11 protein-coding genes and 1 riboswitch are annotated in these 15,570 nt (G+C 59.7%); of the genes, 7 read left to right on the top strand and 4 right to left on the bottom strand.

Annotated elements, in window-relative coordinates; all coding sequences use genetic code 11:
* Nucleotides 1-100 precede the first annotated feature (100 nt).
* From AB4O41_RS21960 to AB4O41_RS21970, 3 genes are all read right to left on the bottom strand, one after another.
* The gene (locus tag AB4O41_RS21960; RefSeq protein ID WP_460148398.1) at nt 101-685 is read right to left on the bottom strand and encodes a TMEM165/GDT1 family protein; all 585 of its coding nucleotides are present in this window, start codon (nt 683-685) and stop codon (nt 101-103) included.
* Nucleotides 686-776: 91 nt separating this feature from the next.
* A riboswitch (yybP-ykoY riboswitch) is annotated at nt 777-901 on the bottom strand.
* Nucleotides 902-1,117: 216 nt separating this feature from the next.
* Nucleotides 1,118-2,116, bottom strand: a complete 999-nt coding sequence (locus AB4O41_RS21965; RefSeq protein ID WP_460144687.1) for a methyltransferase — start codon at nt 2,114-2,116, stop codon at nt 1,118-1,120.
* Between the two features lie 33 nt (nt 2,117-2,149).
* Nucleotides 2,150-3,115 carry a 2-hydroxyacid dehydrogenase gene (locus AB4O41_RS21970; RefSeq protein ID WP_460144688.1) on the bottom strand — a complete coding sequence of 322 codons (966 nt, stop codon included), beginning with the start codon at nt 3,113-3,115 and terminating at the stop codon, nt 2,150-2,152.
* Between the two features lie 350 nt (nt 3,116-3,465).
* Between AB4O41_RS21970 and AB4O41_RS21975 the strand changes: the two genes are divergently transcribed.
* Nucleotides 3,466-4,095, top strand: coding sequence for a LysE family translocator (locus AB4O41_RS21975; protein WP_460144689.1), 630 nt, complete (start codon nt 3,466-3,468; stop codon nt 4,093-4,095).
* 13 nt (nt 4,096-4,108) lie between these two features.
* On the opposite strand, the gene AB4O41_RS21980 is transcribed toward AB4O41_RS21975, so the two are convergent.
* Entirely contained in the window at nt 4,109-4,879 is a 771-nt protein-coding gene (locus AB4O41_RS21980; RefSeq protein ID WP_460144690.1) for an AraC family transcriptional regulator, read from the bottom strand.
* A gap of 85 nt (nt 4,880-4,964) precedes the next feature.
* Between AB4O41_RS21980 and AB4O41_RS21985 the strand changes: the two genes are divergently transcribed.
* The 6 genes from AB4O41_RS21985 (at nt 4,965) to AB4O41_RS22010 (ending at nt 15,453) form a co-directional block, all read left to right on the top strand.
* A complete protein-coding gene (locus tag AB4O41_RS21985) occupies nt 4,965-6,149 on the top strand; it encodes an MFS transporter (protein ID WP_460144691.1) in 1,185 nt (394 codons plus the stop codon).
* Between the two features lie 148 nt (nt 6,150-6,297).
* Complete coding sequence (locus AB4O41_RS21990; protein ID WP_460144692.1) at nt 6,298-7,980, top strand: fatty acid--CoA ligase; 1,683 nt, start codon at nt 6,298-6,300, stop codon at nt 7,978-7,980.
* A 334-nt stretch (nt 7,981-8,314) separates the two neighbouring features.
* On the top strand, nt 8,315-10,204 hold the full coding sequence (locus AB4O41_RS21995) for a DUF1302 domain-containing protein (RefSeq protein ID WP_460144693.1): 1,890 nt from the start codon (nt 8,315-8,317) through the stop codon (nt 10,202-10,204).
* Nucleotides 10,205-10,230: 26 nt separating this feature from the next.
* Complete coding sequence (locus AB4O41_RS22000; RefSeq protein WP_460144694.1) at nt 10,231-11,595, top strand: DUF1329 domain-containing protein; 1,365 nt, start codon at nt 10,231-10,233, stop codon at nt 11,593-11,595.
* A 393-nt stretch (nt 11,596-11,988) separates the two neighbouring features.
* Nucleotides 11,989-14,727, top strand: coding sequence for a LuxR C-terminal-related transcriptional regulator (locus AB4O41_RS22005; RefSeq protein WP_460144695.1), 2,739 nt, complete (start codon nt 11,989-11,991; stop codon nt 14,725-14,727).
* Nucleotides 14,728-14,811: 84 nt separating this feature from the next.
* Nucleotides 14,812-15,453 (top strand): MBL fold metallo-hydrolase, encoded by a 642-nt coding sequence (locus AB4O41_RS22010; protein WP_460144696.1) that lies wholly within the window; start codon nt 14,812-14,814, stop codon nt 15,451-15,453.
* The last annotated feature ends 117 nt before the right edge of the window (nt 15,454-15,570 follow it).

Consider the following 15,570-nt stretch of genomic DNA (forward strand, 5'->3'; position numbering starts at 1 on the left):
ACAGGTTTTGTGTCGTACACCCATTATGTAATCGACCGAAAACCTGTGGGAGCGAGGCTTGCCCGCGAAGAACGATAACGCGGTCTACTGACCTACCGCATCAAACCCACCCACTGCTCTCCATCGCCTTGTACACCGCAACAATCGCCAGGACGAAGAACGCCGATGCCGCCAGTCGACGGATCAGGGTCAAGGGCAGTTTGTCCGCCGCAAAGTTACCTGCCAGTACCACCGGCACGTTGGCAATCAACATCCCGGCGGTAGTGCCGATGATCACCAGCCACAGATCCGGGTATTGCGCGGCAAGCATCACGGTGGCGACTTGAGTCTTGTCGCCCATTTCCGCGAGGAAGAACGCGATCAGCGTTGTCAGGAACGGCCCGAATTTGCGGGCGGTACTGGCTTCGTCTTCGTCCATCTTGTCTGGCACCAGCGTCCACAGGGCCGTGGCGGTAAAACTCGCGGCGAGGATCCAGTGCAACGTCGCATTCGAGAAGAAACTGCCGAACCAGGCGCCTACCGCACCGGCTGCCGCGTGGTTGGCCAGGGTCGCGGCGACGATGCCGGCGATGATTGGCCAGGGTTTGCGAAAGCGGGCAGCGAGAATGAGCGCGAGCAGTTGCGTCTTGTCGCCGATTTCGGCCAAGGCAACGATTGCGGTGGGAACGAGCAGAGAGTCCAGCATCATCAGGGTTTTCCTAAGGGGCGGGTCGACACGGCTATGACACGTACAGCCTTCCCGCCCCGGGTAAGGTGTTCGTGTCATAGGTCTTGTCAAACCCTGCGATCCGTCTGATGCGGACGCTTGGGTCGCATACGCCATGGTCTGAGGACCAAGTATGTTGACGTATGCCGGACGAGCATGGCGCTCGTGGGAGACTACTCCCCTAGGACGGAGCGGATTCTGCCTAGGCAAATCCGATTGGGCAAGCCCCAATATCGGTAGCTAAACCACAAAACCTGTGGGAGCGAGCCTGCTCGCGATGACGTCGGTACATTCAGTATCAATATCGGCTGACCCGGCGCTATCGCGAGCAGGCTCGCTCCCACAAGAGCTGCGGTGTTCAAGTTCCTGATCCGGCACCATCAGGGCGTGCCTGCTTTTTTCAAAAGTTTTTCAGCCGCGTTTGGCCCGGTAGATTCGGAAACCCTGCCCTTCAGCCTTGATCGCGCAGGTGCCGAGATGCTCTTCGATCAGCGGTTGATACTTCAGGAAACTGTTCGCCACCAAGCGCAGTTCGCCACCGTTTTTCAGATGTTTGGCCGCTTTTCGCAGCAAGTTCTCAGTAGCGAAGTAATCGGTATGTACACCGACATGGAACGGTGGGTTGCTCAGAATCGCGCTCAAACCCATGGGCGCGGCATCGATGCCGTCACCGGTCATCACCTCCGCGTCCAGGCCGTTGGCGGCCAAGGTCAGGCGACTGCTGGCGGCGGCAAACGCGTCCACATCGAGCAGGGTGACCTGGTTGTGTGGATAACGCCGCTTGACCGCCGCCCCCAACACACCCGCGCCGCAACCGAAGTCCAGCAAGTGGCCGCTGGGCAGTTTGTCCAAATGTTCCAGCAGCAGGGCGCTGCCGCGATCCAGGCGACCGTGGCTGAACACGCCCGGCAGGCTGATGACTGTCAATGGGCCTTCGGCCAACGGCAGTTCGTAGGTCTGGGCCAGGCTTTCCAGCGACTTGGCTTCTGGTGCGTTGGCCACGGTGACCTGCCAGAGCTGGCAATGCCGTGCGCTGTCGAGCTTGCGGGGTTTGCCGAAGGGGTTCAGTTGCTTGGCCGCGCCTTCGATGCCGCTGCGCTTTTCGCCCACCAAATACAACTCACGGCCGGCCAAACGAGAGGCGAGGGCGTTGAGAATGTAGTCGGTCAGGTCTTTGGACTTGGGCAGAAACACCACGGCACTGTCGAACTCGCGCTCCGGCGCATTCACGCCGAAATGGCTGCGCTCGGCGAAACGGGTGTCCAGCGCCGTTTGATCGCCGGCGTGCCAGCACCAACCATGGGCATCGGGCAAGCGGCCCAGCAAATCATCGGCGGGCAAACCGGCCAGTAGCACCGAACCCTGGAATAACTCGGCCTGACGAAGCAGTACTTCACTGCGCGGATCCATACTCTGCTCCTGGAAAAAAAGTGCCGCAGTTTATCAACTGACGACCCGCAGCGCTTGACCGCTGAAGTAGCCTTGGGCGTTTTCGGTCAACTGGCCAACGATTCGCTGTCGCGCCTGGCGACTGCCCCAGGCGTTGTGCGGGGTCACGATCAGCCGTGGAATATCGTGGGCCAACAACGGATTGCCCGCGGTGGGTGGCTCGATGCTCAACACGTCGGTGGCCGCGCCGCCCAAGTGACCGTTGCGCAGGGCGTCGGCCAATGCCTGCTCGTCAATCAAACCACCGCGCGCGGTGTTGACCACGAAGGCACTGGGTTTCATCGAGGCCAGTTCGCGGGCGCCGATCAAGTGGCGAGTGTGTTCGTTGAGCGGGCAGTGCAGAGTCAGGGCGTCGATTTGTGGCAGCAGCTCATCCAGCGGCAAGCGATCCGGTCGGGCAGGGCGCCCCGGAATCTGCCCCAGCAACACGCGCATACCGAACGCCTCGGCCAACCGCGCCACGGCACTGCCCAGTTCACCGTGGCCAAGCAGGCCGAGGGTTTTGCCTTCGAGTTCGACGATCGGATAGTCCAGCAGGCAGAACTGTTTCGCCTGCTGCCAGCGACCTTCGGCGACAGCTTTTTGATAATCGGCCAGACGCGTCGCCAAATTCAGCAGCAACATGATCGTGTGCTGAGCCACCGACGGCGTGCCGTAACCCTGGCAGTTACAGACAGTGATTCCGTGAGCACGGGCGGCAGCGAGGTCGACGTTGTTGGTGCCGGTGGCGGTGATCAGGATCAGCTTCAACTCTGGGCTGGCCGCCATGGCCGTCGCATCGATCAGGATTTTGTTGCTGATGGCGACGGTGGCGCCTTTGAGGCGTTCAATCACCTGTTCTGGCGTGGTTTGTGCGAACAGCTGCAAGTCGCTGAAGCACTCGCGTAGCGGGTTGAGGTCGAGATCGCCGAGATCCAGGGACGGATGGTCGAGGAAAACGGCGCGGCGAGAGTTCGTCATCAACTGTACCTTTTGTGCATTGAACTGAAGGCGTAATCTGCCGAGCCTACCAGATGAAATAAACTGTTACGCATTGTCTGGCCTGGTACAAACCTGTGGCGAGGGAGCTTGCTGTGGCGAGGGGGGGCCCCCGTTGGGTCGCGAAGCGGCCCCAAACCAGGCGACAGTGTTTCGTCAGGCAGAACGCATCATCCGGTTTTGCGACTGCTTCGCAGCCGAACGGGGCGATGCGGTGTTCCGACGAGCCCCCTCGCCACATGTTTGGTGGACAACACAGATTTGAGAGTTGGCACAGAGGTGAAGTCGGCCTCAGAGTTTTTTATCGATCGCCCTGCCCAAAAGGAGCCCCCATGTACTGGACAGAGTTCTTGACCGTTGCCTTGATTCACCTGCTGGCCGTCGCCAGCCCCGGCCCGGACTTTGCCGTGGTGGTGCGTGAGAGCGTGACCCACGGTCGCCGTGCCGGGACCTGGACGGCGCTGGGTGTCGGCTCGGCGATTTTCCTGCACGTTGGTTATTCGCTGCTGGGGATCGGGTTGATCGTGTCTCAGTCGATCGTGCTGTTCAACGCCTTGAAATGGGCCGCTGCCGCGTATCTGCTGTACATCGGCTTCAAGGCCTTGCGCGCGCAACCGGCCAAACCGATGGCTGATGATCTGCACCAGGAGGCCGGCGAACGCACCGCACGCGGTGCCTTCACCTCGGGCTTCGTAACCAATGGTTTGAACCCGAAAGCCACGCTGTTTTTCCTGTCGCTGTTCACCGTGGTGATCAACCCGCAAACACCTTTGACGGTACAGGCCGGTTACGGGGTTTACCTGGCAGCGGCGACGGCGGTCTGGTTTTGCCTCGTGGCGATGCTGTTCAGCCAACAGCGCGTGCGTGCCGGTTTCGCCCGCATGGGCCACTGGTTCGACCGGACCATGGGCGCGGTGTTGATTGCCATCGGTGTGAAACTCGCGTTCACCGAAATGCATTGATCGCGCTGAACGCCTACGGGGGATTGAGTTTGCTCAATTTGTTCAACGCGTTCAGGTATTCCCGAGGGTTTTCCCCGAGTAAACGGCAAAACATCGCGCTAAACGCCCGAGCACTGCCATAGCCTAGATTACACGCCACGCTCTGCACGCTTTCTCCGGCGAGCAGGCGCGGCAAGGCTTCCATCAGGCGCAGTTGCTGACGCCAGGCATTGAAACTCATCTTCAGTTGTTGCTGGAACAACCGCGCCAAGGTTCGAGAGCTGGCGCCGACTTGTTGTGCCCAGTCTTCCAGGGTATTGGAATGGTCCGGTGCGCGCAGCAGCGCCAGGCAGATGCCCAGCAGGCGTCGGTCCTCGGGCATCGGAATGTGTAGCGGAAGGTTTTCCAGGCTGGCGATCTCTTCCAGCATCAACTTCTGAATCAATGAATTTTCCGCGTGTTGCGGACCTTGCACCGCGCGCAGGATCAGCTCGCGCAGCAACGGCGTGACGGCCAGCACGCAGCATTGCTGCAGCGTTGGCGGCGACAGTTCGGGGGCAATGAACAGCGAACGCATGCGTACTTCGCCCGACATGAAAATCTCATGCGCCACCAATGGCGGAATCCACACGGCTCGGGTCGGCGGAATGACCCAGGCACCTTGTGCCGTGACCACTCGCATGGTGCCGCGAACGGCGTACAGCAACTGCGCTTCGCGGTGTTGATGCAATTGCTGGTGAGCACCGTCCACGTAATCTCGCGGATAGGCGCTGACCGGCCCGTGCAGGAAATGGCTGATTAACATGTCAGATCCAATGACTTTGTTGTCAGGAATACGCTTTTTCGCCAACTTAGCATAAGCCGCTCACTACAACGTAAAGCGTGCCGCGATGAACCAGTCCAGAAATGTCCTCCGCTACATCAACGCAGCCCATGTGATCGATCACATGTTCATGCTTATTTTTCCGGCCGCCATTCTCGGCATGACCCAGGCGTTCGCGCTGGACTATGCCGCGCTGATCGGCCTGTCCCTCGGCGGTTTCATTGCCTTTGGCGGCTGTTCGTTGCCTGCCGGTTGGCTGGGGGATCACTGGAGCCGACGGAAAATGATGCTGGTGTTTTTTTTCGGCATTGGCGCCTCGGCGATCTTTACCGGCGTGAGCAGCAGCGCACCGATGTTGGTACTCGGCCTGACGCTGATCGGGGTTTTCGCCGCGATCTATCACCCGGTGGGCACAGCGATGCTGGTGGCTTACGCACAGAACCGGGGCCGGGAAATCGGTATCAACGGCATGTGGGGCAACCTCGGCGTGGCGTTTTCGGCGCTGATCACCGGGTTGCTGGTGACGCAGTTCGGCTGGCGCTCGGCGTTCATTTTGCCGGGCGTGGTGGCGATTGTGCTGGGCATCGGTTTCGCGCTTCAGGTGCGTGAAGAACCCATCCCGAAGCGTGCGCACATACCGCTCAAAGGTGCGGCTGGCCAGCGGATTTCCATGGTCGTGGTGTTCGGCGTATTGGCCTTGGCTACCGCCACCGGCGGTGTGGTATTCAACGCCACGACGATGACCTACCCGAAACTGTTTCAGGAACGCCTGCACGATTTGTTCGCTTCGCCGCAACTCCTTGGCGTCGTGGTCAGCCTGGCATATGCCTTCGGCGCCGTGGCGCAGTTGAGCATCGGCCGGGTCTTGCATCGTTTCAGTCTGAAATGGCCGTTCATAGTGTTGACGCTGTGCCAGGCGCCGCTGTTGTTCGGGTTGGCCTATGTCGAGGGCTGGGCTGTGATCGCGCTGGGTGCGGCGTTCATGTTCGTGGTGTTTGGCCAGGTCACGGTGAATGATGCGATGGTCGCTAACTTCGTCGCACCGCAATGGCAATCCCGAGTTTTCGCGCTGCGTTACTGTTTATCGTTCGGTGCCAGTGCCTGCGCGATTCCGCTGATTTCGTTCGTCGAACCGCGCCAAGGTTTTGTAGGCCTTTACCTGATATTGGCGGGTTTTGCAGCGTTGACCTTCATAGCAGCAGTGTTTTTCCCCCGAACGCCATCCGAGGCTGTCGTAGGAAAAGCGGCGTAACGGCTAACGAATTCCTGTAAATGCTGGCGCAAAGCTAGCATTTATACAGCTATGCAAATCATCCCTTTGGCTGATTTGGCTGGCGTTCAAGGGCTCTAGAGTGCTTAGCTTTAAAAGCCAAGACCGTGCAGTCAGAAAAGGGACTCTTATGTTGCAGACTCGCGTTATCCCCCCAGCCGAGGGCGCTTACCGGTATCCGCTGTTGATTAAACGGCTGCTGATGTCCGGCGCCCGTTATGAAAAAACCCGCGAGATCATCTACCGCGATCAATTGCGCTATAGCTATCCGACCCTGATCGAGCGGGTCGCGCGGCTGGCCAACGTGCTGACGGCCGCCGGTGTGAAGGCCGGGGACACCGTGGCGGTAATGGACTGGGACAGCCATCGCTACTTGGAATGCATGTTCGCCATCCCGATGATCGGTGCGGTAATCCACACCATCAACGTGCGCCTGTCGCCGGAACAGATTCTCTACACCATGAATCACGCCGAGGACCGCTTCGTGCTGGTCAACAGCGAGTTCGTCGGGCTGTACAAGGCGATTGCCGGGCACCTGACCACGGTGGAGAAAACTCTGCTGCTGACCGACTTGCCGGAAAAAACCGCCGACCTGCCAAACCTGATTGGCGAGTACGAGCAATTGCTGGCGGCCGCGAGCACGCAGTACGACTTCGAGGACTTCGACGAAAACTCGGTCGCCACCACGTTCTACACCACCGGCACTACCGGTAATCCCAAAGGCGTGTATTTCACCCATCGTCAACTGGTGCTGCACACCATGGGCGTGTCGACCATTATGGGTTCCATTGACAGCGTGCGGCTGCTGGGCACCAACGACGTGTACATGCCGATTACCCCAATGTTCCATGTGCATGCCTGGGGCTTGCCGTATGTGGCGACCATGCTCGGGCTCAAGCAGGTTTATCCCGGCCGCTACGACCCCGAATATCTGGTGGAGTTGTGGCGTAAGGAGAAGGTGAGTTTTTCCCACTGCGTGCCGACCATTCTGCAAATGGTCCTCAATGCCAAGGCAGCGAAAGACATCGATTTCGGTGGCTGGAAAATCGTCATCGGCGGCAGTGCGCTGAACCGTGCGCTGTACGAAGCGGCGAAGGCCAAGGGCATTCAGTTGACCGCCGCTTACGGCATGTCGGAAACCGGGCCATTGGTCTCGTGTGCGCACCTCAACGATGAGCTGATGGCCGGCACCGAAGACGAACGCACCACCTACCGGATCAAGGCGGGTGTACCAGGGCCATTGGTCGAGGCGGCGATCGTCGACGCCGACGGCAACTTCCTGCCTGCCGATGGCGAGACCCAGGGCGAACTGGTGCTGCGTGCGCCGTGGCTCACCGAGGGTTATTTCAACGAGCCGCAGAAGGGCGCCGAGCTCTGGGCCGGCGGCTGGCTGCACACCGGTGACGTGGCGACGCTGGACAGCATGGGCGTGATCGATATTCGCGACCGGATCAAGGACGTGATCAAGACCGGTGGCGAGTGGATCTCCTCTCTGGACCTGGAAGACCTGATCAGCCGCCACCCTGCGGTACGCGAAGTAGCAGTGGTGGGCATCGCCGATCCGCAGTGGGGCGAGCGACCGTTCGCGCTTCTGGTCGTCAGGGAAGGGCATGAGATCGGGGCCAGGGAACTCAAGGAACACCTCAAGCCGTTCGTTGAACAGGGGCACCTGAGCAAATGGGCCATCCCGAGCCAGATTGCCATTGTTACTGAAATTCCCAAGACCAGTGTCGGCAAACTCGACAAGAAGCGCATCCGCGTCGACATCACCGAATGGCAGGCTAACAACAGTACCTTCCTCTCGACGCTTTAAGCGTCCGCTGGCGCGCCGAAAACGGCGCGCCAGACCCACCAAGCAAGCGCTTGGCTTGTGAAATCCGAATTTTCAGCCATCCTTGCCGTGCCGACATGTGTCGGACTGGCGAAAGGACTGTTCCAGAGTGGCCGGCAGCTGCAAATCACACTTTAGAGGGATCAAGCACTACTACCTGCTGGCTATAGTCCGCTCAAGGATTTTTAAGAACGGAGCGCACGCACAAAATGGGGCGATGCAACTTTGGAGTGACTTCGGACCACTTGGCTTCCGGTCACCCACAACGTTTTTAAAAGTACTCAGCCATAACAATAATGCACATGGAGTAGCGTCGATGACATCAGTAAACCAGTTCTGGCGCCGGGCGAAACTGCCCCTGGCGGTCAGTCTTGCCTCTTCGCTCGCCGGGCCTGCATTCGGCGTCAGTTTCAACGTCGGTGAGATCGAAGGTCAATTCGACTCATCCCTGTCGATCGGCGCCAGTTGGTCTACTCAGAGCCCGAACAAAAACCTCATCGGCGTCAATAACGGGGGCCACGGCCTGTCCCAGACGTCCGATGACGGTCACAACAACTTCAAGAGCGGCGAAACCTTTTCGAAGATCTTCAAGGGCATCCATGACCTTGAATTGAAATACGGCGATACCGGTGTCTTCGTCCGGGGCAAATACTGGTACGACTTCGAACTCAAGGATGAAAGCCGCGAGTTCAAGGACATCAGCGACGAAAATCGCAAGGAAGGCGCCAAGTCCTCCGGCGGCCAGATCCTCGACGCCTTCGTCTACCACAACTACTCCATTGCCGATCAGCCGGGTTCCGTGCGTCTGGGCAAGCAGGTTGTGAGCTGGGGTGAAAGTACCTTCATCGGCGGCGGCATCAACTCGATCAACCCGATCGACGTGTCCGCGTTCCGTCGTCCCGGTGCCGAGGTCAAGGAAGGTCTGATCCCGGTCAACATGTTTTATGTATCCCAGAGCCTGACCGACAATCTGTCGGCCGAAGCCTTCTATCAGCTGGAATGGGACCAGACGGTTGTCGATAACTGCGGTACCTTTTTCTCCCAGCCAGACATCATTGCCGACGGTTGCACCGACAATCTGCGCGTGCTGAACAAGCGCTCGACCATTCCTGCCGTCGCGCTGGGCCCATTGGCCAACGCAGGCGTCGACGTCAACGAAGAAGGTGTACTGGTGCGTCGTGGTCCTGACCGCGATGCGCGGGACAGCGGCCAGTGGGGCGCGTCCTTGAAGTACATGTTCGATCCGCTCGACACCGAGTTCGGCGCGTACTTCATGAACTACCACAGCCGTGCACCGATCTTCAGCGCCACGGGGGCTCCGCAATCGATCTACAACGGCGTGGCAGCTTTGCCGGCGGCGTTCCGTGCGCTGGGGCCACTGGTGGTCGCCGGTAATTCCGAGTACTTCGTCGAGTATCCTGAAGACATCCGCCTCTACGGCTTGAGCTTCTCCACCACCCTGCCTACCGGTACGGCGTGGAGCGGCGAGATCAGCTACCGTCCGAACGCGCCGGTGCAACTCAATTCCACCGATATCCTGTTTGCTGGCGTGCGCCCATTGGGCGGCGCCCTGACCAATGCTTCGCTGCTCCCCGGTGTACCGGGTCAGGATCTGCACGGCTATCGCCGCAAGGAAATCACCCAGTTCCAGACCACTCTGACGCACTTCTTCGATCAGGTCATGGGCGCCAGCCGTCTGACGCTGGTGGGCGAAGTGGGCGTGACCCATGTTGGCGGCCTGGAAAGCAGCTCCGACATTCGTTATGGCCGTGACCCTGTCTACGGGCCTGGTGAACTGCCGTCTACCGGCGGCCTCAACACCTGCTCGGCGATCCTCAATACCAGCACCATCAACGGTGCCGGCGCAGGTGCTGCTACCAACAACCGCAGCCGCAATTGCGAAGACGACGGCTTTACTACGGCCACTTCGTGGGGTTATCGCGCTCGTGCCATTTGGGATTACCCCGACGTATTCGCCGGTGTGAACCTCAAGCCGAACGTGGCCTGGTCCCACGACGTGAGCGGTTACTCGCCTGGCCCTGGCGGCAACTTCGAGGAAGGTCGTAAGGCGGTGAGCCTGGGTCTGGATGCCGAATACCAGAACACCTACACCGCGAGCCTGGCGTACACCAACTTCTTCGACGGCAAGTACACCACTGTGGATGATCGCGACTTCGTTGCGCTCAGCTTCGGCGTGAACTTCTAAGCACTATTTTCAGGACGAACACATTTATGAACATAACAAAGAGTCTGTTCCACGTTGGCGTTCTGGGGCTGTCGCTGCTGGCAACTGGTGTCATGGCGGCGGTCCCTGCGGCCGAAGCAGACAAGCTGGGCAAGAGCCTGACCCCGATGGGCGCCGAGATGGCGGGCAACGCCGACGGTTCGATCCCGGCCTGGAAACCCATGCCGAAAAACGCCGGTAGCGTGGACAGCAAGGGTTTTCTGTCTGATCCGTTCGCGAGTGAAAAACCGCAGTTCACCATCACCGCGCAGAACGTCGACCAGTACAAGGACAAGCTCGCGCCGGGCCAGTACGCAATGTTCAAGCGCTACCCGGAAACCTTCAAGATGCCGGTCTACCCGTCCCATCGCGGCGCCACCGTGCCGGATGACGTGTTCGCCTCCATCAAGAAAAACGCCACCAACACTAATCTGGTGTCCGGCGGCAACGGTCTGGAAAACTTCGAAACCGCGATCCCGTTCCCGATTCCGAAAAGTGGCGTTGAAGTCATCTGGAACCATATCACCCGTTATCGCGGCGGCAGTGTGACCCGTCTGATAACCCAGGCCACGCCGCAGCCGAACGGCTCGTTCAGCCTCGTGTACTTCGAGGACCAGTTCGTGTTCCGCGACAAGATGAAGGATTACGACCCGAAAAATCCGGGCAACATCCTGTTCTACTTCAAGCAGAAAGTGACCGCGCCGGCGCGTCTGGCCGGTGGTGTGTTGCTGGTACACGAAACCCTCGACCAGGTTAAAGAACCGCGTTCGGCGTGGGTCTACAACGCCGGGCAACGCCGTGTACGTCGTGCACCGCAAGTGTCCTATGACGGGCCGGGTACCGCTGCCGATGGCCTGCGTACCTCCGACAACCTGGACATGTACAACGGTGCGCCGGATCGCTACGACTGGAAGCTTGAAGGCAAGAAAGAGATGTACATCGCCTCCGACAGCTACAAGCTCGATTCGCCACAACTGAAGTACGCCGACATCATCAAGGCCGGTCACATCAACCAGGACCTGGCTCGCTATGAACTGCGTCGGGTCTGGCATGTGGTCGCAACCCTGAAGGAAGGTCAGCGTCACATCTACGCCAAGCGTGACTTCTACATCGACGAAGACACCTGGCAGGCGGCTGTGGTCGACCACTACGACGGTCGCGGGCAACTGTGGCGTGTCGCCGAGGCTCACTCCGAGAACTACTACGACAAGCAAGTGCCGTGGTACGCCCTCGAAACCTTGTACGACCTGCAATCGGGCCGCTACCTGGCACTGGGCATGAAGAACGAAGAGAAGTCGGCGTATAACTTCGGCTTCACCGCGAGCACCGCCGACTTCACTCCGGCAGCCTTGCGTCAGGAAGGCGTTCGCTAATACGTTGTGAACCGAGGCCGCATCCTCGAAAAAAACGCCCCGACTGGTTCGGGGCGTTTTTTTATCGGAATTTTGTATCAGGGCGCAATTGTTAACGCGGGGTGGCTCGCGAAACTTCGGTGCCTGTGATGGCCCGTTCGCGAGCAAGCCCGCTCCCACATTTGATCTTTGGTGGACATACAATCTGTGAGCAATGGAGATCCAGTGTGGGAGCGGGCTTGCTCGCGAAGAGGGGCGACACGGTCTGTCGGAAAACTGCATCTCAGGTTTGGCAACTTCTGCTCGTAGTCTTTTTGTAGCCATTTGTAGCAACAACCTTCAATAGCTCTTCGTTTACCGCTAGGCTGCGGACATCTGTAACGCCGCCATCAGCCTTTCAAACAAGAGCCGGCCATGACTGATCTGTCCCCATTTCCGGGCCCTGCAAGTGTTGCCGTCGCCGTATTGGACGGGCGCTTTTTCCGGCCTCCGCTGCCCGACGGCCATGTGCTGCGGCCGCGTTTGTGCGAGCGCCTGAGCGCCGGTCTCGGTGGCAGGCTGCTGCTGGTCAGCGCGCCGGCGGGGTTCGGCAAGAGTTCATTGGCGGTGGAGTTTTGCCAGGGATTGCCGGATCACTGGCAAAGCCTGTGGCTGGGGTTAAGTCCTCGGGACTGCGATCCCGGTCGTTTTCTTGAACGGCTGCTCGAAGGGCTTCATGAGTATTTTCCGCAACTGGGTAGTCAGGCGCTGGGGTTGCTGAAAATGCGCCAACGTCATCAGCCGTTCGCGTTCGAAGAATGGCTGGACGGTTTGCTCGATGAACTGGCTGTGCACCTTTCACCCGTTACGCCGCTGTTGCTGGTGCTCGATGACTATCATCTGGCCCAGGGGACGGTGCTTGATCGTTGCCTGCAGTTTTTCCTCAATCATTTACCCGATGGTCTGCTGGTCATGGTCACCAGCCGGCAACGTCCCGACTGGCATCTGGCTCGCCTGCGGCTATCGCGGCAACTGCTCGAGTTGCATGAGCAGGATCTTCGACTGACCCACGATGAAGCCCTGACCCTACTCGATAGACACAGCATTTCATTGCGTGGCGAGGCACTGGAGAGTTTGATCCTGCGCAGCGAAGGCTGGGTGGCCGGGCTGCGCTTCTGGCTGCTGGCGGCCTCCGAAGCCGGCAGCGAGGGCGCATTGCCCCAATCGCTGTACGGTGGGGAAGGGCTGATTCGCGATTACCTGCTCGAAGAAGTGATCGATTGCCTGCCCGCCGAGGTGCAGTCATTCCTGTTCGAGACCGCGCTTCAAGAGCGCTTTTGCAGCGAGTTGTGCGACGCCGTGCGCGAAGCCCATGACAGTGCCGAGATCCTGCGTTTCTTGCTGGCGCATCAGGTGTTTCTGGTGCCGCTGGACGAACACGGTCACTGGTATCGCTATCACCACCTGTTTTCCGACCTGCTGCGTAGCCGGCCCACCGCCCAGGCGATGGTGCCGACGGCCAGCCTGCATCTGCGTGCCTGCCGCTGGTTCAATTCTCAAGGGTTACTCGATGAGGCGGTAGAGCAGGCGTTGCGTGCCGGGCATCTGGATGTTGCGGCGAATCTGGTACAAAACCTCTCTGAAGAACAGCTGCTGGCCGAGCAGAATGTCGGCATGCTGCTGCGCTGGAAAATGGACTTGCCCGACAGCCTGCTGATCAGTACGCCCCGGTTGATCGTGCTCTACAGCTGGGCGTTGGGGCTGGCCTGCCAACTGGACGCCGCCGAGGAACTGGCCAGCCACTTGAGCCGCTTCCTGCCGGCGCCGTCGGCCACTGCGCAAAAATCCATGCTGGCGCAATGGCTGGCCCTGAGCGGCATCATTGCTCGCGGGCGAGGCAATCGCGAGCTGACCTTGCTCTATTGCACCGAAGCGCTGGAGAGCCTGCCGGCCAAACGCTATGGGCAGCGCCTGATGTGTCTCTCGACATTGTCCAATCTGGCCATTGCCGACAGCGATCTCTGGCGTGCACGAGAGTTGAACCGTGAGTCCCTTGAGCTGGCACAGCGGGTCGGCAATCCGCTGTTCGAGGCGCTGGCCCATTACGATCGCGCCCGCGTGCTGCAAGCGCGCGGGGAGATTCTTCGTTCATTGGACGAAGTTCGCCAAGGGTTGCAGCGCCTCCAAGGCCTATCCCCGCAACGGCTTTATGCGGTGCGCGCACGGTTGACTTTATACGAGGGTTTTTTGCTGGCGCTGCGTTTGCAACCCCAGGCCGCGCGGCTACGTTTGCTCGCGGGGTTGAGCGAAGCACGGGCCTGTCGTGACATCAGCGTGTTGATCGGCCACTGCGTGATTGCCCGACTGGAGGGCAGCAGCAGCGAGTTCGCCAAAGCCTTCGCCGAACTCGCCGAGGCCGAACGGCTGATGCACATCTGGGACGTTCCGCCGATTTACTACCTGGCGATGATCACCCTGGTCAAATGCGAACTCTGGCTGGCCCAGGGCCGCACCGACCTCGCCGAAGCCTGGCTCGCGCGATTGGGCCAGACCTATAACGGCGAGCACCCGGCGGCCCCCCCGGAATTCCACCCGCAACTGCCGCTGCACATTGAACTGCAACAGGCGGTGCTGGACGTGATGAAAGGCCAGCCCATGCTCGCCGAAGGACGCTTGAACGCGTTGCATGAACACGGTCAGCACAGCGGCCGGCAGATGCTCAGCGTGATGGCGCTGAGTCAGAAAGTCACGCTGTTGCTGGCGGGCGGACGCGAATCCGAGGCGCGCAAGGCACTGGCCCAGGCTTTGGAAGCGGCCGCCGGCGGTGTCCTGCAACCGTTTGACCCATTGTTGACCGAACACCCTGACTGGCTGCGCGGGCAACTTCAACTCTGTGCGCCAACTGCTATTTCGCAGAGTCTCTCGGAAAAACTCCCGGCCATGGTCTTTCGGCCAATGGTGGAGTCGTCCTCTGCTGCGGAACAACTCAGTACACGTGAAATGGCCGTTCTACGGCTGATCGCGCAGGGGTGTTCGAACCAGGAAATCAGCGATCAACTGTTCATTTCGCTGCATACGGTGAAGACCCATGCCAGCCATATCAACAGTAAGTTGGGGGTTGAGCGGCGCACGCAGGCGGTGGCGCGGGCGAAGGAGTTGGGGGTGTTGGGGTAACGCATTTTTACAATGCACATGGGGAAATGGATCAGGGCAATTTTGTGCCAAAATTGGCCATTCCTGTTTCCCGAGCGTGCCCCGATGCCCCAGCAACCCACCCTCATCCGCGAAACCTTCCCTGTCGGGCCGTTACAGTGCAACTGCACAATCATCGGCGACCCGATCACCAAAAAAGCCATCGTCGTCGACCCGGGTGGCAACCACGAACTGATCCTCGCGCGCCTCGACGCCTTGGGCCTGAAGGTGGTCAGCATCATCCACACCCACGCGCACCTCGATCACTTCCTGGCCTCCGGGCAGCTCAAGGAGAAAACCGGCGCGACCCTGCACCTGCATAAGGAAGATCAATTTCTCTGGGACAACCTGGAAATGCAGTGCCAGATGTTCGGTGTGCCTTACACCCCGGTGCCATCGCCGGATCGTTGGTTGGCGGACGATGAAGAGCTGGCTTGCGGGTGTGGCGTGGCGTTGCACACGCCGGGTCATACGCCAGGTTCCATGAGCTTTTGGTTTTCAGAGGCTAAGCTGCTGATTGCCGGTGATACGCTGTTCAAGCGCGGGGTAGGACGCACGGATTTATGGGGAGGCGATCAGGCGACTCTCGTGCGTTCGATCAAACAACGGTTGTATACCCTCGACGAAGAGGCGACGGTGGTGACCGGTCATGGTCCGGATACTCGTCTGGGCGATGAAATGCGCGGTAACCCTTTTGTGCGAGCCTGATGCTGCAGTTGTGAAAGGCACGAAGGAATTTTTGGCGTTGCCCATGATCCAACGCCCGCAAAGGTTCATTGCTTAAGTCCGCTGCACCACAGAATGCAAAAAAAGTAGGAGCTCTCC

This window comes from Pseudomonas sp. S2_A02 (genome assembly GCF_054668495.1).

What these genes read in the sequence shown, in the direction of transcription:
- AB4O41_RS21960 (WP_460148398.1), bottom strand. Translation starts at nt 685, where the DNA reads ATGCTGGACTCTCTGCTCGTTCCCACCGCAATCGTTGCCTTGGCCGAA.
- AB4O41_RS21965 (WP_460144687.1), bottom strand. Translation starts at nt 2,116, where the DNA reads ATGGATCCGCGCAGTGAAGTACTGCTTCGTCAGGCCGAGTTATTCCAG.
- AB4O41_RS21970 (WP_460144688.1), bottom strand. Translation starts at nt 3,115, where the DNA reads ATGACGAACTCTCGCCGCGCCGTTTTCCTCGACCATCCGTCCCTGGAT.
- AB4O41_RS21975 (WP_460144689.1), top strand. Translation starts at nt 3,466, where the DNA reads ATGTACTGGACAGAGTTCTTGACCGTTGCCTTGATTCACCTGCTGGCC.
- AB4O41_RS21980 (WP_460144690.1), bottom strand. Translation starts at nt 4,879, where the DNA reads ATGTTAATCAGCCATTTCCTGCACGGGCCGGTCAGCGCCTATCCGCGA.
- AB4O41_RS21985 (WP_460144691.1), top strand. Translation starts at nt 4,965, where the DNA reads ATGAACCAGTCCAGAAATGTCCTCCGCTACATCAACGCAGCCCATGTG.
- AB4O41_RS21990 (WP_460144692.1), top strand. Translation starts at nt 6,298, where the DNA reads ATGTTGCAGACTCGCGTTATCCCCCCAGCCGAGGGCGCTTACCGGTAT.
- AB4O41_RS21995 (WP_460144693.1), top strand. Translation starts at nt 8,315, where the DNA reads ATGACATCAGTAAACCAGTTCTGGCGCCGGGCGAAACTGCCCCTGGCG.
- AB4O41_RS22000 (WP_460144694.1), top strand. Translation starts at nt 10,231, where the DNA reads ATGAACATAACAAAGAGTCTGTTCCACGTTGGCGTTCTGGGGCTGTCG.
- AB4O41_RS22005 (WP_460144695.1), top strand. Translation starts at nt 11,989, where the DNA reads ATGACTGATCTGTCCCCATTTCCGGGCCCTGCAAGTGTTGCCGTCGCC.
- AB4O41_RS22010 (WP_460144696.1), top strand. Translation starts at nt 14,812, where the DNA reads ATGCCCCAGCAACCCACCCTCATCCGCGAAACCTTCCCTGTCGGGCCG.